A 19,815-nucleotide genomic window follows, 5' to 3' on the forward strand; every position below is an offset into this window, starting at 1 on the left:
AGCAGTTGCCACAATTTTTGTCCGATTTGCAGGCACTACATTCCGTCATTCCTGCGATCCTCAAGTTTACCCCGGTGAAAACCGGGGCAGGAATCCAGTCCCCCGTCCCGCGGGATTTCCTGGGTTCCCGCTTTCGCGGGAACGACAGGCGTTATGAAGCTCTGGCAAAGTGGGCCCCGTCGATACAGTCTGAAAACCATACTGATAATCTTGTGGCCAAAGGGACATTACTCCGGCAACCGGAGTATCACTTGCTTGCCGGATCGTGGAATTCTTCTGCTGGTTCCTCGGTTGTTTCACGGCCCCGCGTGGCAATTCCAGGCCCACCGGGATACCGTTTTCTGAGCACCTGCACCACCACCGCTTTGAGGTCTTCGATGTTGTTGCCTCTTTTTTCCAGGAACGCCGCTGCTTTCTGGATGGCCTCGTTCCCTGCATGATCGGTGAGCAAGGTGTATACCACGACAGGCAGGCATGGGCTGCAATGCTGGAGTTGCGCCAAAACATCCGGTCCTGGGGCATAAGGCATTTCCAGATCCAGGATCAGCAGATCAGGCTCTGCTCCCGCATTTATCAAGTCCAGTAATTCCCGATCGTCTTTGGCCAGTTGCACGGAGTATCCTTCGGCGACAAACTCACGCCTGAGAAAATCGCGAACGTTTCGGTTTCGGTCGGCAATTAATAATGAAAACTGATTATGCATTCCAGCGATCCTCGGTTTAATTCACCGAACCTCGAAGCAATGCCTGTGCCAAGAATCCCGCTGCTTTGTAAACAACATATCAGCTTGGAACTACGCGACTTTTCCGAGTGGCTCAACAGGACGCCTACGCGAGCCCTGTAAATATTCCTGACAGGTCGTAAAATTCCATTGAAACGCCGAAACTGCGACAAAGAGATTTCCAGGGCCACGCACCAAAAAACGCGGGCGCGTAACCCTTGAAAATATTTGACCTCATTAGACGATCCAGGACAGACCGAAACTGCGGGTCCCCATGCATTTCCTGGAGACTACTCAGAGGGCCATCACTTTTTCGTACTGATTTAGTAAAGAACAGCTTGACGCGACAAGGAGAGAGTCCTAGACTGAAATCAAAGGCTGAGGAACCGTTTCAAATTGGGCGGGTTTCATGAGCAAAATTCCGAAATTTGTGCCGCGAGTTTGGATCTGGCTGATCGTCAGTCTATTTCTCGTCGATTCGGTCACGGGCTTCGGAGGGTCATGTTGTGCTCAACACAATTGCCTCCATGCCCACGCCCATGATGCTTGCCAGCCTTCCCGGTCGGACGGCGCTGCCCCGCCGGCCTGCGATCACGGTTCGCCCTCAAATGGGCCGACCGCGGACGGAGCACTTTGCAACTGCTCTATCCTCCCTATGAGTCCGACATGTTTCTCCAGCCCCGTATTTGGGGCTCTGACTTCGTTCATCTGGATGCATGGGGCGGTTCATGCGCTGTGCCTGCAGAATTCAGCCGTAAATTCAGGGATTCTGGCTGGCGGAAAACGCATTCCGCCTTTGGTTTCCCATCTCAATCCTGCCATTGTCTCCCTTCAGAGCGTCTTTCTGCTCATGTGACCATCTCCGGACATATCCACAGGCCCATTTCCAGCCGAGTTTCAATACATCAGGCTATTTGTGCCATGCGCATGTATGCCGGGGATATTGAAGCTCAGGAAAAAGCCTAAGCCCAGCCATGTTCCTCAGACCAATGGAGGCGAAAAGCCGTGCGAGAACGGCGGGCAGGCCGTCGCCTTGCGATGTCTGTAGGACAAAATCGGACAAGAGAGGAGAACGACGATGAAAAAGCTAATGTTACTGCTGATCTTGGCATCTTTTGTGATTTCGGTTCCAGTGGCTTTCGCAAAGGATCTCAATTGGAACGGACTGCGACAGAACTGGAGAGACCAGGTTAACCTGGAAAAGCAACAAAAGAGAGTCTGGGGCCTGGTGCCCGAAGCACTGAAGTTCACCGTGCCTGACACGACGCAACCAGCCACAGCGGCCAAGCAGGCCAAATAAGCTCGCGCTTGAGCAGGCGCGGGCTGACTGATTGAATACGGCCAGGGGGAGGCCTTCTCCTCCTGGCTACCCGAAACCTCGGGCTGCCGGTCCCTACCGATATGCTGTTCATGACATCGCAGCCGCCCCTCGAACCCAGATCGTTCCTGATGAGGAATCCCGGTGCATCATTTTTGCATTTATGAGGGTAGGGGGATTTTTAGGGGTGGGGCAGAGAAAGGCAAACCAGAAAACGCTGTGTATCTGACCCCCAGGGGCTGAATCCTTACCGCCGGGCGCGGCAATATAAAAGGTGCATGCGTCCGAAAAAGGTAATAGAATTAGAGGACCACGCGACATGAAATAATGCCCGCGCGTATCTGACATACTTTCTCTTGCGCCTCGCTCCTGCACCAGGCCTCTTTCTTCGGTTGGGGAGAACCATGAAGGACAAAGTCATTTCAGAATTCCGGCGACTGTTCTGGGCCGCTCGTGCCGAGCACGTGAAGCAGCGCCCTTCTGCCGACGGTGACACTCCTGCTCACAAGAAAGCTATGGACTACACGCTGGAGCATGGACTTGAATGGGGCGAAGCCCTTCTGCTCGCGAGCCTCAACGAAAATCGCGGCAAAGCCGAGGACGCGCTGAAGCTGCTTGACTCCGCGGAAAAGAAAATTCCGGCGACTGAAAAGGGCTATTTGTGGTTTCTCAAAGGGTCAGCATTTCAGACGCTAGGCCGCCCGGATGATGCAATCAAGGCTTACCACGAAGTGCTGGAAGATCCCGAGTTCGACACCCCGGGAAAAGCCTGGTACAACTTGGGCGTTGCGCTGGCGGAGAAGGGGGAGCACGACGAGGCCATCAAAGCGTTTCGCAAGGCCCCGGGCGATCCCAATTACGACACGCCGGGAAGAGCCTGGTACAACCTTGGCTTTGTGCTGGCGCGGAAAGGCGAGTACGACGAGGCTATAAAGAGTTACCGGAAGGCCTTGGAAGATCCCAGGTTAGAAACGCCGGGTAAAGCTTGGTACAACCTTGGCTTTGTGCTGGCGCGGAAGGGCGAGTACGACGAGGCGATCAAGGCTTATCACAGGGCCCTGGAAGATCCCAATTTCGACACGCCGGGCAAAGCATGGAACAACCTGGGCCTTGTGCTGGCAGACAAGGGTGAATACGACGAGGCGATCAAGGCTTATCACAAGGCCCTGGAAAATCCGGATTTCGACATTCCGGGTTACGCATGGAACAACCTGGGCGTTGCGCTGAAGGATAAGGGGAATTACGACGAGGCGATCAAGGCTTTTCATAAGGCCCTGGAAGATCCCAAGAACGACACGCCGGGTAAAGCATGGAACAACCTGGGCCTTGCGTTAAAAGACCGGGGCAAAAACGAGGAGGCGATTGACGCATTCCGACAGGCCCTTGAAGATCCCAAATTGCGGAAGGAAGAGCCTTGGGCATCACGGGCCAGGTCGGTTGTTGCGCTGTTGGAATCGGGACTACGGAAGGAGTCACTGAGCACGGATGACCGCGCTCTACTCGAAAGCAAACCTTCAATAGGCATGCAGCCTACGCCGGAAGAGCGCATACTTGCTAAGATAGAAGTAGCGGGGGAAACACAGTACGATAAGTACTGGAAAAGACAAGACTCCGATCGAGACAATGTGTTGAGTATTCTGCGGGGGTGGAGCAGTTCAGTGCCGCTGCTGGAGGGATCGGAGCGCGTGTGCAGCGGCGGAGGATATTTCCTTAAATGGCAAGGTAAAGGAATTGTCATCGACCCTGGATTTGATTTCTTACAGAATTTCCACGACGCAGGGTACCACGGTCGAGAAATCCACGCTGTTCTTGTAAGCCACAATCATTCAGACCACAACTTTGATCTCAAGAGCATAGATCATCTGCGGTACGAGCTTGATGGGGTCCACAGGCGGCTGCACAAGAAGGGAATGGTGCCTTATGCCCTGGTTTGGGATGAGGAAACAAAAACCGCTGTGAAGTTTGATGTTGAAAAGCCTAAACATCAATTCAAGCCCGTTGTTTTTGACACCGGGCGTGCCGAAACGGATCGCAAAATCAAAGATCTGCACAAGCTACCTTTTTCAGTAGAGTATTTCCCTGTCCGGCACGCGAAGGAAGAGGTTCCCAATGCGGTCGGTATTAAGCTACATCTTACCAGCGATGACGGTTCCAACCTCACCATCGGGTATACGGGAGACACGGGATTTTTCAAGGGATTAGCTCGCGATTTAGTCGGTTGCGATTTGCTGGTGGCCCACATCAGCCAGCCAACGACAAAGGAACTTTTGAACCCAGCAGCTCGAAAGAAGAACCACCTGGGCTACCGCGGTCTTATTGAGCTTGTTAAAGCCTGTAAACCGAAGGCCACTCTTGTGAGTGAGTTTTGGGCAGGCTTGACGGATCTGCGCATTGATCTCGTGCAAGCAATCCGAGAGCGGACGGGAACCAAAGCGATATTGCCCGCCTCGATTGGTATGCACATTCATTTACCAAGCTTGGAAGTCCAATGCACGCAGTGCCCCAAGACCGTGCCCTTTGAAAAAGTGCGCGTGGCGCCACCTGCGAACCGGTTCGGGAATTTATCGTACCTTTGTGAATCATGCATGATCGGCGGGTGACGCAGGGATGCCAAAAGACCGACCCCTCACCCAGCCCTCTCCCAGCGGGAGAGGGAACCAAAAGGCCCGCGGCGATTGATTGCTGCGCATAGGCGCTAAATTGCTTCTTAAACCAATTCGTCCCTCCGGGATGATAGGACTTACACGAATTTGTTCCATAATCATGAATATGGCGAGCACGAAGGTCCGCCCCTAACATAGTTGTTGCCGAAAATGATGTCCGACACCGTGAATAAGTTGGTGGGGAAGATCCCGCGCACAACGCGGGATTGCCCGTCCTCGATAGACAGGCGAGACGCCTGTCCCACCAATAATTGCCCACGACAGGTATGTGTTCTGCCCAATTGAGGGGTCCGGGCTTTTGAGAAACTGCCAAAGTGCGCCAATTTGCTGACGTAAGAGATCAGGTACCATTGCGATGGGATCGATCATTTCCCTTCGGATTAGCAGCGGTTTCGGAACCCCTCGGCATAGAATGGACATGGGAGAGGCTCACACCAAGCCATTGTCGCCAGTGGCGACAATGGTACAAAATCATGGGAGTTTTTGGGGAGGGGTCCGGGGAGGCCCTTTTTGTTCGGCCTCCCCGGGAATTCTTCCAGAAAGTCGCGGGTTCTACAGCCTTTTTAGAAATGGGCCAATCGGCCCCACAAACATGGAGGGGGAACCATGTCTTTGAAAATTATGAGTTGGAACGTCGAGCATGCCGACAGACTGGTTGCGGCAAGTCCCTCAGCACACACGGAAGATCGAGCGCGACGCATCCGAGCAACAATCGAAGAGATCAATCCCGATCTTATCTGCATGGGAGAAGGACCCAAAGGGGAACAGGCCATTCACGATTTCTGCGCCCGGATCCTCAACGGCCAATGGGTGCCGGTCCTCATGCGGCAAGACGGCGATCCCCTTGGGGCGCGGGATGCCGAGTATCAAACCAAAGGAACACAATGGATATGGTTCCTCGTGAAAGAGGCCCTTCGAGCGAACTGTAGGCTCCAATCCCCGGAAGTGTGGCAGTCCTTCGTCGGCGCTAACACATGGACCGTTTTCCTCTGGGGTGAAGAGAAACCGACACGCCACTCTCATTATCGGCACCCCCAGGTGCTCATTTACGACCTTGGAAACGGCCGACAAATCGAGTTCATCGGCGTGCATTTGAAGTCCAAGATAAACCAGCAGCGCCTTATTCGCGACGAAGACGGCAACCTAACGGGTGAATACCTGAAGGAAGGCATCAAAGCCCGCATAAAGCTCGCAACCGAAGCACGCAATATTCGAGGTTACATAAGTGCGAAATTCGAGCAGCTCGCGCAGCCGGGCCTGGTCGTAATGGGCGACTGCAACGACGGCCCCGGTCAAGATTTCTTTGAGACGAATTATTTATTCTTTGATCTGATCGGCAACGTCCAGGGCGAGGTGCTGATTGCCGAGCGGTTTTTCAACCATTCCTTGTTCGATTTTCCCGGCCATTTGCGATGGTCGGCCAAGTACAAAGATGAAGTGGTCGGCATCCCCGCGTCACAGAACCCGTTATTACTGGATCACATTCTCATTAGTCAGCCTCTGTGTCGCGGTCAGCTCCCTTTAATTGTCAATGAACACGCGGGGCAGGTCGAACACGAAGCGTATGAAAGACACAACGCGGGTTCGAACACCAGCACTCGGACAAGCGACCACAGGCCGGTGTCTTGCCAGCTGGACAGCAATGTCTGATAACGATCTGGGATTATAACAGTTCTCAAAATCCATCGCGAAAATGGCTGTCGCCTGTATCTTTCCCCTGAAGGGGGAGTACGGTGGGTAGTCCCGCGCCACACGGGATGAAACCCGTGGTGCGCAGAGCCAATAATTAGTTTCTTTCGACCCTGAAGGGGTCGACCCCTCCGGGGCCGGTTCCGTGATTGGTCGGGGCTTCTTCCCTGGGTTTCACCCAGGGCTACTCACAGTATTCCCCTTTGGGGAATGCCGGATGCATGGACGGCGCGCTGGAAGTAAGGGCTCTACTGGCATGCCCCTGTCCGCTCGTTTTACGCAGTGCAATTCCATTCCGACAGAACTTTCGAGAATAGGTATAGACGCCGAACGTGAAAACGAAGCCACACGGACCTGCGTAATACTAATTTGCGTTCAAGATGCTACCTCAAGATTGCAGCGACGATGTGAGACGCTGTAGGGGCGACATCCCGCGACGACGCAGGATCGCCCGTGCGGGCGAGGCATGCCTCGCCCCTACAGGTAGCATCGCGTCCTCGCTGGTCCAATCCCAAAGCCGAATCGGTTGTCGCACACTAGTACTACGTCCTTACGAACGCAACATGGTATAGGCAGGTCCGTGTCAACATGGCCGTCCTGAAACGCTTCGGCCCGCCAATCTCTTCATTGAGACGGGCGGGCCGAAGTCGGTCAAAGAAAAAAAAACTAAGACAACGCAAGGTCGAGCGCCTTGTTACAGGCGGAGTGGTCAACAATGATCATGGGAACAGGTGACGGACAAGCCGATTCAACATCTCCGATCCCTTAACCTCGGTTTCGAATAGCGGAATAATGGAACGAACCCGGTCGCCGAATATTCGGTGGATCTCCTCCATGTGTTCGTCCTGCATCAGCACGCGGTTCCGGACAAACTCAGCCGCGTCTTCCTTCACTTCCTTTTTCGGGATGACCCCGTTTACCACTACACCGCCAACAGGAATCCCAAACTCATGGAACCAGTTTATGAACCGTGTAATCACCGCGATGGGAAGACTTTCAGGCAGGGTCACAAAGAAAAAAGCCGTGAGAGCTTCGTCCGTAAGCAATTCTTTTGCATGGCCCATTCTGTCCTTGAAGCTGAGCAGGTAATCCATGAGCGGGTCGGCTTCCTCTTTCTTGGAGAATGAGAGCATTTCACGCAAGGATTTCGCTTCTTCCCTGCTCGTTAACATCTTCTGGACCCAAAGTGCGTAGACTTTGGACATTCCCAAAAGGCGCCTGGCGTTCGCTGTGGGCGCGGTGTCAAAAACATAAAAGTCGTATTCATCCTTGAACATGAGATCCATCATGTTCTCGAACATGGCTGATTCTTCGAACGCGGGGTTCATCGTCGCGGATTCGATGAATTCATCCGCGTTGGTGGTTATGTCCGCGAACTTGAGGAACCAGTTTATCTTCTCGCGAATTTCTTTCTTGGAACGCTCAATGGTGTCGCGGGTGTCGATTTCAAAAGCGTAACAGTTGGCTTCATCGCATACAACCACCGGTTTTCCGAAGACATTTTGCTCGAACAGGTTGGAAAGGCTGTGGACAGGGTTGGTGGAGGCCAGCAAAGTCTTCCTGCCCTGCTTCGCGGACCAGAGCGCCGCGGCCCCGGCCATGACAGTCTTCCCGACCCCTCCTTTTCCTCCGAAAAAGATGTATTTCATTCGCGGATGATCGCTCATGAATTTGTGCATATCGATTGTAATCGTGTTCACTTCGTACCCCCTGCCGGCTCGTTAGAAATCGCCGAACATGGCTTTGGCCATCTTTTCAATCATGGGCAGCCCCGTAACGTCTCGTTCCATCTCCGGAACGGAAGCCAGTATCTCGCCTGCAAAATCCTTTTCTATGACCTCCAGATAGTGGTCCTGCATCTGGAAACGATTTTTCAGGTACTCCGGAATGTTCTGGGCCTTGAGTTCATCGGGCAGTACGCGGTTGATGATATAGCCGCTCATGGGCACATCGAACTTTGCGAAAAGCTCTGCGGCCTTCTGGGTGTCTTTGATGATCATTTCTTCCGCAGTGATTACGAAGAAGAAAGCGGTTTTTTGCTTATCTGTGAGTATGCTGGACGATTTGTTGATCCGTTCCCTGATGTAAATCAGTTCATTCAGGATCTGGTCTTCTTCCAGGTCCTTGTCACGCTTAATCACAGCCGCGACTTGGTCGAATTCCCTCATCTGTTCTCGTAGGCCCGTGATTTTGCCGATCCAGGCGTCGTACACGGAAGCCATGCTCAAATAGTAGAGCGCATGGCCTAATGGAACCAGATCGTAGATGTAGTAGTCGTAATCTCCCGCCACCACTATGTCCACGACCTCGTCGAAGATCGCGCTTTCCTCCATCGCGGGTTCTGCTGCCGCTGCCTGGATGTAGCTCTCGATTTCGTCGGGAATCTTGTCCATTCCGTACATGTCCAGGATTTTTTGGCGGATCTCATTCTGGTACTCGTGGACTCGCCTATCCGCGTCGATCTCCTGGGCGTACAGGTTGGGCATTATTTCAGTAGGTCCTTTTCCGAAGATATCCTGTTGGAAGATATCAGTGAGGGAAGCCTGGGGGTCCACTGAAAAGACAAGGACCTTTTTCCCTTTTTTGGCAAGGTAATAGGAAGTGGCGGCCGAAAAGGTGGTCTTGCCCAATCCTCCCTTTCCGCCAAACATGATGTATCGCCGATCGGGATATTGTTCGAAAATCTTTACTAGAGACATGTGGATAAGCCCCTTCCGGATGTGCCGCTTGGTTCGCGACGCCTGGGCCTCATGAGGCCGGATACCGCAACGGGAAAAACAGACAAAGAAATCTGTCAGGCTAGAGCGTCGGTGAGGTCCTTTTCTCTCAGCATCCTTCGCTTCCACGTAGAAATTTGAGGTACCACGTACGGCAGCAATCTAAGCGAGTAATATGGCGGCAGAATAGGAACGCCCAACATATCACCCATGGTAATGAGGATGAAGAGATGCTCCATGCTGGCTCGCGTCTTCAGCGCAAAACGGGCCGAGTCATGGGCTGCTACGCCGTACACAAATTCTTTCACGGATTGGAAAAATCCACCGCCTTTTTTCTTGTCTTTTTCCGACATACTCTCACTCCGAACTAACGTGTTGTAAAGATGAGGGAATGCCCGCAAACCTCCGTTTGCTGAGGCATTCCCCGTTGTCTCGGGATCTGATCAGGCCCTTGACGGGGCCCCTTCAGCTCTAATTGCACGAAATCGCTTGAAGGCTTTGAAGCCCTCGAATGCCAGTACAAGGGCGGCAATGACAAGGAACAGAGCCACGACTCCCATGAGCGTGTTGCCTATCAGGGCCTCGCCTTTCACTGCTCCGGAAAGAACCTTGACGATCAATAGATTATAGGACGTGAACAGAAGTGCCGCAATGGTCGTTACGAACATGAAGATCATAGGATAGAACGCCCACGCGGCCGGCCTGCCTTCAGATACCAGCCAAGCGGAGATGAGCAACAATGCCAGCGAAGCCATCAACTGGTTCGCTCCACCGAAGAGCACCCACAAATATTGCCACCAACCGGTCAGGACCAGGGCCATACCAAGAATGCTGGCTATGATCGTTCCCACATGCGCATTTTTAAAGATCGGGCTGACATCTGAGAGCAACTCCGCGGTTGCCACCCTCATGAAGCGTACAACCAACTGCATGATGGTAATGGCCAAAATGATCATCATTACGCTTCCGTAAGCGGTGCCGTATTCCAGAGGCAAGCCTACCGCTGCCAAGAATTTGCCCACGCCCGCGGCAAACACACCGCCCGGCCCTTTGGCCACTGCCTGGGCGTATTCCGCTGATGACGTGAAAATAGTTCCGGCAATGATCAGCGCAAATAGCGCCAGCATCATCTCCAGAAACATCACGCCGGCTCCCACGGGTCGCGCGTCCAGTTCGCTCTCAAGCTGGCGTGCAGTCCCCGAACTGGATACGATGCTATGCCACCCCGATATTGCCCCGCAGGCTATGGTGACGAACATGATCGGCCAGAGCGGCCCGATAGGAATCCAAGTCTGTGTGAACGCGGGCAAGGTGAAATCCGGATGGACTATGAATATTCCTATGACGCCAAAGAAAAGCCCAAGAAATACTATATACGCGGCGACGTAGTTGATGGGGAGAGCGAACCTCCAGATCGGCAAGACCGCCGCGAAATAACAAAACACGAACGCGCATATAGCCCACATCCACCTGCTGTTCGCAAGATAGTCCCCAAGAATCGAATTGGACGGTACTAGCTTTCCCACGACTATTCCGAGCATGGCGATCACCACGCAAACCACGGTGGTAAGAATAATATCCTTCCTCCACCGATAAATCATCTGGCCCGCCAGGACCCCTCCGATCGTCAGGAAAAGCCAGGCCATGGGCGCGGCCTTTAGACCAATCGCGGTACTGACCACCACGTTCCCGAATGCGCCCACAATAAGCAGCAAGTAGAAGTAGATGAAGGCCAGGAGTATCACCCTCGCCCTTGGAGAAATCAGTTTGTGGCTAAGGCCGCCGAACGAGGCCCCTTCGTGTCTCACCGCGATCATCGCGCTGGCGTAGTCATGGACCCAGCCTATGAAAAACGCGCCGAGCAATATCCATAGCACCGCGGGCAGCCACCCCCACTGAATGGCAATGATCGGCCCGATGATCGGCCCCGCGCCCGCAATGGATTTGAATTGATAACCGTAAAGGATGTTCTTGCTGGTGGGCATGAACTCCACGCCGTCCATGTACATCTTGGCGGGAGTGGCCCGGCTGGCATCGGCTTGGATAATCTTGGAGTCAACGTACTTGGCGTAGAACTTGTACCCGACGTAAGCGACGATGAAGCCTATAATCAGGACATAGATTGCGTTCATGGTCTGACCCCCTTCTTATGACTATAAAGCCTTCTATTTAGATCCCCCATGTCCAAAGCCGGGGACCGGGAGACCTTGTTTCCAGACTCTACCTATGTCGTCGTGGGCCAATGGACCCAGCATTCACAGCGGTCATTTTTGGAGCGCGACTCTCGGTCTTCCGGTGAGTCGGCAAATCCTGACTCCGGTCCAACCGATGTAGGCGGCGGGGACCCAACCAAAATACGCATTGATTCCCGAATGTTCGACGAGAATAGTACACCCGGTAGTTTCAGTGTCAAGTACTATTTTGCCGCTTCGATAACCACTCACCTGCGCGGGGACGCCTCGGGTGGCAAAACAACCTCCTGGTCCGCGGTCTCTGGGATAAAGCGGTTTTCCCAAACCTCCCCGCGCAACCGAACAGACTACATAATCCGGTTTTCTGTTTGACATTGTCCGTTACAACAGGGAAGAATGGAGCCAATCCTATGGAACGTCGCGTCTTGGGCGGGGGAAATTTCAATGACAGGGAAGAGCATCGTCGAACTCAAGGTAGGTGAAGCGGCTGAGTTCAGCAAGACCGTTTCTGAATCGGATGTGTACCTTTATGCCGGAGTAACCGGGGACTTCAACCCGGCTCATGTCAATGAGGCGTACGCGGGGGAAACTTTTTTCAAGACGAGAATTGCCCACGGCATGCTCACGGCGGGGTTCATTTCGACCATCCTGGGCACCAAGCTTCCCGGTCCGGGAACTATTTATCTGAGGCAGGAACTGAACTTCCTGGCCCCTGTGCGAATCGGCGATACTGTGACCGCCAAGGTGGAGGTCATTGAAATCATATCCGAAAAGAATCGTGTGAGGCTCAAGACCACTTGTGTCAACCAGGAAGGCACTCAGGTCCTTGACGGCGAAGCTCTCGTCAGCCCGCCGAAACCGTCCAAGGCATAAACAGACCCCAAATTCCACGGCTATACAAAGCGTCCTGAGGTGAGACAGTTCTTTCCCCGCGGGACGTTTAAATTCCGCTCAACTTACCATTCGATGGTGGGGCCGACTTCATCCTGGCGGGCACAACAGATCTTTCCGTTTTGTTCAAGGAATTCTCGGAGGGAGGTTTGCGCGCATTCAAGCGCCAGTTCGGCACGGTTATTGGTCTCCGACATGTGGGCAAGAACAACCGCTTGCAGCTCATCGGAGAATATGCGCTGAAGCAGGCGAGCGCTGTCGGGGTTTGACAGATGACCGAGGCGCCCTCGGACCCGTTGCTTCAATTCCCACGGATAAGGGCCGTCCATCAACATTTTGGGGTCGTGGTTGCTCTCCAGTACCACCACTTGCAGGCCGGTCAAATGGGTTGTGACGAGCCCGGTAGCTGTTCCGAGGTCCGTGGCGATCCCCAGCCGGGCCGACCCCATGCAGATACGGAACCCCACAGGATCAACGCAATCGTGGGGAACTGAAAAAGGATGAATCTTGAATCCGGCTGCGCGAAAGACTTTGCCGGTCTCGAAAATCTCCAACCGGTGGACCGCACCCACACTGCTCTCGACCACGGACCAGGTGCCCTCATTTATCCAAACGGGGAGTTTGTATTTTCTCGAAAGGACCCCCACTCCCTTCACATGGTCCGAATGGCCGTGCGAAACGAGAATCCCCTTCAACGATCCCGGATCGATCCCCACCGTGTCCAGTCTCAGGGAGATTTGCTTGGCGGAAAGACCCGCGTCCACCAGCACGGCCGAGCCGTTGCACTGCACCAAGAATGAGTTCCCGGCGCTGCCGCTGGCGAGTGGGGTTATTCTCATTCCGCTCTCCATGCTCCCTTACACGCATTGATCGGCCGCGAAAATTATCGCCCCCGAGAAGTTGTGTCAAGTCATATATCAAAGAAGCGTTTTCCTCAATGGCAAACTCGTTCTTCAGGCATATCCGAGTAGCTTTCCCACAACCAAGGCCGTGAAAACGAGGCATACTATCCATGCCTGGATCAGGGGCCCATGCTTGGAAGGGGGATTCACGAGCAGTTCCGCGGCAGCACCTGAAATTTTCTCCTTGGGGATGAAAGTCATCATCTTTTCGACGAGATCCGTGAAAGGCTGAATGGTGTTGGTGAAGATGACAGGGCGTCCGTTTTCCGTTTGGAGAATCATGAACAGCTTCCGCCCGGCCTGCACCGCATCCAGCGATTCGACCTGCGACCATTCGAATCGAACGGTCCGGAGGAACTTGGAGACTGTGATACCCTTGGAATCTAGACTTATTCTCCTTGCCAAGATTTCGGCCCCCAGATAAAAGAACGGTGAAAGCAGCACCGCGAGCAGAATTCCCCTTTCACTGAGCCCCTCCAGAAACAACAGAAAGGCTCCGAAGCCGATGGCCAACACCACGGGCGGAATCACACGGGGATCGACTCTATACAGGTTTGCCTGCATTTTTTCTTCCATCCTGTACACCTCTTCACTTGTGGCACCAGATATCGTATGATAGCATTCACATCTTCGTTGGCGGACGGTTTTTTAGGAAACCCTCGCAAACTTCAAAAGTGAGGACCTCTAATGGTGACGCTCAAACACGTAAAGCTTTCGTTTATCATAATAATTGCTCTAGCGCTTTTTTGGGCAGGACCTGTCGCTTACGCGGAGACCCAGAGCAAATCGCCGGATTATAAGGAGTTGAAGCTTTTCCGGCAGGTCATGGGGATTGTTCAAAAGAATTATGTCAAGGAAGTCGCTGACAAAGACCTTGTTCAGGGCGCGATCAACGGAATGTTACAGTCTTTGGATGCTCATTCCTCCTTTCTAACCGAGGACATGTTCAAGGAGCTTCAGGTCGAGACAAAGGGAGAATTCGGCGGCCTCGGTATTGAGATTACCCTTGAGAGCGGGGTCCTGACCGTGGTTTCACCCATAGAGGACACCCCTGCGTTCAAGGCTGGTGTCAAACCGGGCGACAAAATCATCAAAATAAACGGGGAATCGACCAAGAATATTACGCTCCTCAAAGCCGTCAAAATGATGAGGGGCCCAAAAGGATCGAAAGTCACCATCACGATAATGCGCGAAGGGTGGCGTAAATTTAAGGACTTTAACATAGTTAGAGACATCATTCATGTCCACTCCGTGAAGAAGGAGACTCTGGAATCCGGCTACCCGTACGTGAAGGTGGTCAACTTCCAGGAAAGCACTGACAACGACCTTGTCAGCGCTGTAAAAGAGTTGGGCGGAGACGACAGTATCAAGGGAATGGTTCTTGACCTGCGCAACAACCCTGGAGGCCTCCTGGATCAGGCGGTTAAAGTCGCGAACCTTTTTGTTGATAAGGGCCTAATAGTCTACACAGACGGCAGGGTGAAGGACCAGCGCATGGAATTCCGTGCAACTCGCACGGGCAAGCATTACAAGTTCAAGGTTGCCGTGCTGATCAACGAGGGCAGCGCGAGCGCCTCGGAGATCGTAGCCGGGGCCTTGCAGGATCATGACCGCGGGGTGATTTTCGGCACCAAGTCTTTCGGCAAAGCGTCCGTACAAACCATTATTCCTCTGGAGAACGGGTCCGGACTTCGACTGACCACGGCCTATTACTACACTCCCAAAGGCCGCCACATCCAGAAGACCGGCATAGTGCCGGATGTGGACATGAAGGAAGAGGTCCAGAAACAGCAGGACGAAGAAGCGGAAGAGGACGCCAAGCCTGAAGCCAAAAAGCAGAAAAAGAGCCGCACGCTTCAGCAGAAGGTCGACCCCGAGAACGATCTGGTGCTGCGTCGAGCCTTGACTTGGCTGAAGTCCGATGTGTCGGTAAAGCAATACAAGATGGAGCAACAGAAGCCCATTCCCGACACCGCATGGTACAATAAATAGTTTTTTACTCATTCGGAAGAGGCCGATCAGCATCTCGTCAAGATGACGGCGATGGCCGATGATAATGCAAACGGCGGGCACGGCCCGCCCTACGAACTTAGTTCCCGTAGTATCATATTAGTTGCCAATTTACCTGCCGGCCCACATTAATACTACCTGCTTGCTTGCCCACCGGCATTAGACGAAGCGCCGTTTTATTGCCTGAAGATACTCGGGCACTCCTCCGGGCAGTTCTTTGTCGATTTGTCTCTTGGCATCTTGCAGACGCGCGTTCATGACCGGATGTTTCAAATCATCCAGACTCCTCAATGCTCCACCTCTTCGCCCCAATTGGAACAGGAGCCTGTCTTCGTCCGGCAGGTTCAGGTATCGGTCAATGATGCCCAGGATCCGGTCTTTGTCCTCAGGAAGCTTGCCTTCAACCTCTTCAAGGAGGTTCAAAATGTGGTCACTCACCAGGGTGGTAGAAATCCCATTCAGTGTCGCGATCATCAATCGGATTTCTCGCACCATGCGATCCTCGTCCGGCGGGTTGAATTTACCTGCTTCAACCATTTCCGCCAGCGGTGTCCCGTGCCTCGCATAAAGTGACCGGAACCTCACAAATGCAGGATTGATGGCGTTTATGACTCGAGCCGTTTCGAGCGCGTTTTCGTCGGACAGCTCGATTCCGCCTATTCCCGGCATCACATACAGGCAGAGCGAAAGCCCGGCTTCGACCACGCGCTTTCCCCCTTCGATGATCTGATCCGCACGGGCCCCTTTGTCCACAAGCTTTAAGACGCGATCCGAACCAGATTCCATCCCCACATGAAGCCTCGCGAGCCCCGCTTCCTTGAGCCGGATGAATTCGTCGACAGTCTTACCTTGGAGAGTGTTGGCCCTGGCGTAGGAGGTTACCCTTTCTACTTGCGGAAAGGTCTTTCTGATGTGATTAAGTATGGAGATGAGAGACTCAGTGGACAGCATGAGTGAGTTGGCGTCCTGCAGGAATACCGTGTCGCCGCCGGATGCGATCCACAGAGCCACGGACCTGAATGAGTCAGGAAGCGTAGAATCCCGCAGCACTTTGGTGAGAACTCGCTGCGTCATAACGCCTCCGTCACCCATCTCGCAGGAGATCTCCTTGATGCGGTCACCGACTGCCTTTGCAGCGTCCACGTCCGCGTTCACTTCCTGCACCGTCCTGCGGGAAAATTTTTTTCCTTTATAGGTGCTGCAGAAAGCGCACCGGTTCCATGGGCAGTTGCGGGTAACTCGTATCAGTAGGCTTCCTGCCTCGCTGGGGGGGCGAATTGGTCCTTGTTCGAATTCCAACGCTGTGTTCATGAATGTGTCCTTCACTCCGGAAATTCCATTGGATTTTCTCGACTTTTCAGTGCCGAGAGGATTTGCTCCCATCGCGCATTCTATGGTAAGATTGATTGTTTCTTAGTATAGCGACCTCCATTGAATGAGGGAATATCCTTGAAACAAACTTTCTCTCGACAAGCTCTCGTATTCTGCTTTGTTCTTTCCCTTTCCGCTTGTTGCTTTCTCGCCCCGGTCTATGGTCAAGGCCAGTTTCCTAACGCGGTAAAGATTGTGGCGCCCGACGGCATCTCGGCAAAGGTCTTTTCCCAGCCCAAAGTGGGCTCGGAAGTATTGGATACCGCCTTCAACGGCGTCATCCTCGAAGCGGTCGGGCCAAAGGAAGATTTTATAGAGGTTAGGCTTCCGGGCAAGAAAGTCACGGGATACGTGCTGAAGGAACACACTAAGGCCTGGGAGGCGCCCCCCATCAGTGGGTCTTCTCCCATACTCATTGCCGTTGCAGTCATTGTCATCGCCGCGTTGATCGGCGCGGGCTTGTTCTGGCTGATGAAACTGAAGCGAACCAAGGAGGTGGCTGTTCATGCCGCGTCGATTCCCGCCGCGATGAAGCGAGCCGAAGAGCATTTTCGCGCCGGGGATTATGGGAACGCAATAAAGGAGTTCAACAACTACCTGGGGCTTCAGGGAGGAGAAATAAGAAATCCCGACATATATAGACGACTGGCCGTGTGTCATCAGCAAACCAATGAAATCCCCGAGGCGATCCAGTGTTGGGAAAAGATGCGTGCTTTGGGAGGGCTTAAGACCACGGACGACTACGCTCTGGGTGTCGAACTGATGAGCGCCCAGGGCCGCGAAGCCGAGGCAGCGGACATATACGAACAGATCCTGGAAAATGAACCTGATGACGGAAAGCGTTATGAAATCCACAAGAGACTCTTCGAGACTTACCGCAGATTAAAGGAGCCGAAGAGACTGGTCAAACATGCCGTCAAGCTCATTCCTATGGGAGGCGATGCAACCCAAGTTATTTCAGACACGGTGAATTTCCTGATGAGCGAGGGGCAGTCCGACTTAGCCATCAACTTGGACAATAAAGATCTGGTGAAGGCCCTGTGCGAGGAGTTCGTGGAAGACGGAGTCAAGACCCCCGAGGCGGGTCGGATCTACCTGAAATGTCTCGAATACGACCGGACGGATCAACGGTTGCACAAACTCCTGGCGGAGATTTACAGCGAAGGCGGCGATTACAGAAGGGCCGTGAGCGAACTGACCATACTCCATCAGCTGGATAAGGACCAGTCCGAAATCTATATGGAGCAAGCCGCAAGAATATACGTGGAGAACGCGCGCGTCCAGGACGCCATCGCCGAAGGCAACCCGTTAATAATCAAGAAAATAGCCCAGATATTCCTTGCGCACTCCGAAGTCCACTCCGACGCGGTGGCTGTCTATGAAAAGGTCTTGGAATTCCAGCCAAGAGCGATCGGAGTTAACAAAATGCTCAGTACTGTTTATCTCACTCGGGGAGATCTTAAGAAATACATGGAAAAGTTGCGCCTCCTCCAGGAGATAGACGGTGTCAACCAGGATTACCTCACGGATCTTGCCCAATGCATTATAGATAACGACCTGATCGAGCAGACAATAAAAGAAGGAAACCGCGAACTAAATGCCAAGATGCTGAAACAATTGATCAAGAGGGGCGTTTCCAACGATGCGGCAGTGTCTATATTGGAGCGACTGGTTAAGCATGAAACGGAGAATGCACTGATTCGTGGGGCCCTCGCCAGGGCTTACGAGCAAAGGGGCGAGTACGGGAAGAGCGTTGAACACCTGGTCCTCATGGTCAAATCGAAGCCCGACGACGAGGAACTGATCGAGAGGACCGCGAGAATTGCAGTTGAGCACAATTTCCTGGAGCCCGTACTGCAACATGGCATCGGACGGCTTGTTTCAGTCACCGCCGAGGAGTTGGTAAAAGCCCAGGCCGACGGTACCACTTGCCGGCAGGTGCTTGAAAGGGCCCGGAAAGAGGACCCGCTCAACACCCCGATCAGGAATTATCTTGATTCGATCGGGTCTAAACCGGCTCCCGCGGGCCGCGAGTACTCTCCGACGGCCGCGAAGGCACAAACCCAGGGGGCAAGTGCGGGTGTTTTACCCTCTATTGTCTCATCCGTGGCGAGTGCCCCCGTGAAGGAATCCACTCAACCACCGAGCGGCCAAGCCTCTCGGGCCCAAGGTTGGCCTCAAGAGAGTCCGGTAGCGGCAAAACCGACGCCGGCCGCCAAGGTTTCGAAGCCCCCGGCGCCCACAAAACCGGAGGCATCAAAGCCGGCCCAACCTGAAAAGCCTGCATCGGCCATACCGGAGGAAAGCGCTAAACCCACTCCGCAAGTGCAGCCTCAGTTCATCTCCATTACCGCGCCGACTATACCAGTGGCGGAGAAAGCCATTACGACTTTCGTGTCAGCTCATTCCCAAGGATCGAAGCTTCGTTACACGCGGGAAGAACTGTTCCTTCCAGCCTCCGGAGGCCTGGCTTACAAGGATGCTGAAGAGGTGTCGAGTGATGGGTGGGGCACCGTGAAGGTAGGCGCGGAGGTGAACACTGACCGGCTCGTGCTGATCCGTATTTTCAAAAAGGGTCTGCTCGATTCCACAGCAATGAAAGAATTCATTGAAGAAGTGGGAGACCAGAGCTTCAGCATGGCACATGAGAGTATCCTGGCTTTGGAAGAAGCGGTTACAGGGCCGACGAATGAGTTCGGGCTCATTCATCCCTATCTTCCGAAAACCCTGGAGCAGGTCGTAAAGGCAAACAGGCCGCCTGATCTGGGTGTACGGTTGCGGCTGATGGACCAAATTATTGATGGTTTGGCCTATGCTCACAATTACAAAGGCCGCGACGGACGACTTCGAAAAGCATTTCACCTTCATCTGCAGCCATCGGTGATCTTCGTGAGCGAAGACCTTACGCTATGCCGTATAAGCGGTCTTGGATACGCCCAAATCTATAGGAACCTTACGAGGGCGAAGCGTCCGCGATGGGAAGAGCCGGGAATGAATCCGGCTACAATGCCGCCGGAGTTCTTCCGGGCAAAACCCGCTACGGTTCCCGAAAGAGCTTCAGAAGTCTATTCTCTTGGGGCTTTGATTTACTTCGCCGCAACGGGGGAGTTTCCTTTTGAGGGACCCGCGTTTGACGATTACAAGTTTCAACACACGCGGGTTTTCGCCGCTCCCCCCAGACTGATCAATTCTGCGGTTCCGGACTGGCTGGAGCCCATCATCCTGGGATGCCTTGAAAAAGAGCCACACAAGCGCTGGAGCACTGTTGCGGAAATTCAGCAAGCTTTCAAGAGAGGGTTGGGTTCATCCAAATAGCGAGGAACAAAACCGACCGTTAGCAG

14 protein-coding genes are annotated in these 19,815 nt (G+C 53.5%); 6 read left to right on the forward strand and 8 right to left on the reverse strand.

Features of this window, described 5'->3' with window-relative positions:
- Positions 1 to 247: 247 nt before the first annotated feature.
- Positions 248 to 703: a response regulator gene (locus HY913_00340; protein MBI4961700.1), complete on the reverse strand. Its 456-nt coding sequence runs from the start codon at positions 701 to 703 to the stop codon at positions 248 to 250.
- 1,096 nt (positions 704 to 1,799) lie between these two features.
- Between HY913_00340 and HY913_00345 the strand changes: the two genes are divergently transcribed.
- The 3 genes from HY913_00345 (at position 1,800) to HY913_00355 (ending at position 6,352) form a co-directional block, all read left to right on the forward strand.
- The gene (locus HY913_00345) at positions 1,800 to 2,021 is read left to right on the forward strand and encodes a hypothetical protein (GenBank protein ID MBI4961701.1); all 222 of its coding nucleotides are present in this window, start codon (positions 1,800 to 1,802) and stop codon (positions 2,019 to 2,021) included.
- A 422-nt stretch (positions 2,022 to 2,443) separates the two neighbouring features.
- Positions 2,444 to 4,639, forward strand: coding sequence for a tetratricopeptide repeat protein (locus tag HY913_00350; GenBank protein MBI4961702.1), 2,196 nt, complete (start codon positions 2,444 to 2,446; stop codon positions 4,637 to 4,639).
- A gap of 669 nt (positions 4,640 to 5,308) precedes the next feature.
- On the forward strand, positions 5,309 to 6,352 hold the full coding sequence (locus HY913_00355; GenBank protein ID MBI4961703.1) for an endonuclease/exonuclease/phosphatase family protein: 1,044 nt from the start codon (positions 5,309 to 5,311) through the stop codon (positions 6,350 to 6,352).
- A 758-nt stretch (positions 6,353 to 7,110) separates the two neighbouring features.
- On the opposite strand, the gene HY913_00360 is transcribed toward HY913_00355, so the two are convergent.
- The 4 genes from HY913_00360 to HY913_00375 all read right to left on the reverse strand — a co-directional run bounded on the left by HY913_00360 (position 7,111) and on the right by HY913_00375 (position 11,240).
- A complete protein-coding gene (locus HY913_00360; protein ID MBI4961704.1) occupies positions 7,111 to 8,091 on the reverse strand; it encodes a TRC40/GET3/ArsA family transport-energizing ATPase in 981 nt (326 codons plus the stop codon).
- Positions 8,092 to 8,112: 21 nt separating this feature from the next.
- Complete coding sequence (locus tag HY913_00365) at positions 8,113 to 9,090, reverse strand: TRC40/GET3/ArsA family transport-energizing ATPase (protein ID MBI4961705.1); 978 nt, start codon at positions 9,088 to 9,090, stop codon at positions 8,113 to 8,115.
- Positions 9,091 to 9,185: 95 nt separating this feature from the next.
- A complete protein-coding gene (locus tag HY913_00370) occupies positions 9,186 to 9,461 on the reverse strand; it encodes a hypothetical protein (protein MBI4961706.1) in 276 nt (91 codons plus the stop codon).
- A 90-nt stretch (positions 9,462 to 9,551) separates the two neighbouring features.
- A complete protein-coding gene (locus tag HY913_00375) occupies positions 9,552 to 11,240 on the reverse strand; it encodes a hypothetical protein (protein MBI4961707.1) in 1,689 nt (562 codons plus the stop codon).
- Between the two features lie 504 nt (positions 11,241 to 11,744).
- Here HY913_00375 and HY913_00380 point away from each other — a divergent pair.
- Positions 11,745 to 12,173 (forward strand): MaoC family dehydratase, encoded by a 429-nt coding sequence (locus HY913_00380; GenBank protein MBI4961708.1) that lies wholly within the window; start codon positions 11,745 to 11,747, stop codon positions 12,171 to 12,173.
- Positions 12,174 to 12,256: 83 nt separating this feature from the next.
- Here the strand turns inward: HY913_00380 and HY913_00385 are convergent, their stop codons facing one another.
- Positions 12,257 to 13,030 (reverse strand): MBL fold metallo-hydrolase, encoded by a 774-nt coding sequence (locus tag HY913_00385; protein ID MBI4961709.1) that lies wholly within the window; start codon positions 13,028 to 13,030, stop codon positions 12,257 to 12,259.
- 114 nt (positions 13,031 to 13,144) lie between these two features.
- A complete protein-coding gene (locus HY913_00390) occupies positions 13,145 to 13,669 on the reverse strand; it encodes a PH domain-containing protein (protein ID MBI4961710.1) in 525 nt (174 codons plus the stop codon).
- Between the two features lie 111 nt (positions 13,670 to 13,780).
- On the opposite strand from HY913_00390, the gene HY913_00395 reads away from it, so the two are divergent.
- Complete coding sequence (locus tag HY913_00395; GenBank protein MBI4961711.1) at positions 13,781 to 15,085, forward strand: S41 family peptidase; 1,305 nt, start codon at positions 13,781 to 13,783, stop codon at positions 15,083 to 15,085.
- Between the two features lie 177 nt (positions 15,086 to 15,262).
- On the opposite strand, the gene HY913_00400 is transcribed toward HY913_00395, so the two are convergent.
- Positions 15,263 to 16,414, reverse strand: coding sequence for a radical SAM protein (locus tag HY913_00400; protein MBI4961712.1), 1,152 nt, complete (start codon positions 16,412 to 16,414; stop codon positions 15,263 to 15,265).
- A 138-nt stretch (positions 16,415 to 16,552) separates the two neighbouring features.
- Between HY913_00400 and HY913_00405 the strand changes: the two genes are divergently transcribed.
- Positions 16,553 to 19,789: a tetratricopeptide repeat protein gene (locus HY913_00405; protein ID MBI4961713.1), complete on the forward strand. Its 3,237-nt coding sequence runs from the start codon at positions 16,553 to 16,555 to the stop codon at positions 19,787 to 19,789.
- Positions 19,790 to 19,815: the final 26 nt, after the last annotated feature.

Origin of the sequence: Desulfomonile tiedjei (assembly GCA_016212925.1) — a bacterium.
GTDB lineage: Bacteria > Desulfobacterota > Desulfomonilia > Desulfomonilales > Desulfomonilaceae > JACRDF01.

Coding starts and splice junctions, on each gene's coding strand:
- HY913_00400 (MBI4961712.1), bottom strand. CDS start 16,414: ATGAACACAGCGTTGGAATTCGAACAAGGACCAATTCGCCCCCCCAGC.
- HY913_00375 (MBI4961707.1), bottom strand. CDS start 11,240: ATGAACGCAATCTATGTCCTGATTATAGGCTTCATCGTCGCTTACGTC.
- HY913_00350 (MBI4961702.1), top strand. CDS start 2,444: ATGAAGGACAAAGTCATTTCAGAATTCCGGCGACTGTTCTGGGCCGCT.
- HY913_00380 (MBI4961708.1), top strand. CDS start 11,745: ATGACAGGGAAGAGCATCGTCGAACTCAAGGTAGGTGAAGCGGCTGAG.
- HY913_00395 (MBI4961711.1), top strand. CDS start 13,781: ATGGTGACGCTCAAACACGTAAAGCTTTCGTTTATCATAATAATTGCT.
- HY913_00355 (MBI4961703.1), top strand. CDS start 5,309: ATGTCTTTGAAAATTATGAGTTGGAACGTCGAGCATGCCGACAGACTG.
- HY913_00365 (MBI4961705.1), bottom strand. CDS start 9,090: ATGTCTCTAGTAAAGATTTTCGAACAATATCCCGATCGGCGATACATC.
- HY913_00370 (MBI4961706.1), bottom strand. CDS start 9,461: ATGTCGGAAAAAGACAAGAAAAAAGGCGGTGGATTTTTCCAATCCGTG.
- HY913_00390 (MBI4961710.1), bottom strand. CDS start 13,669: ATGGAAGAAAAAATGCAGGCAAACCTGTATAGAGTCGATCCCCGTGTG.
- HY913_00340 (MBI4961700.1), bottom strand. CDS start 703: ATGCATAATCAGTTTTCATTATTAATTGCCGACCGAAACCGAAACGTT.
- HY913_00385 (MBI4961709.1), bottom strand. CDS start 13,030: ATGAGAATAACCCCACTCGCCAGCGGCAGCGCCGGGAACTCATTCTTG.
- HY913_00345 (MBI4961701.1), top strand. CDS start 1,800: ATGAAAAAGCTAATGTTACTGCTGATCTTGGCATCTTTTGTGATTTCG.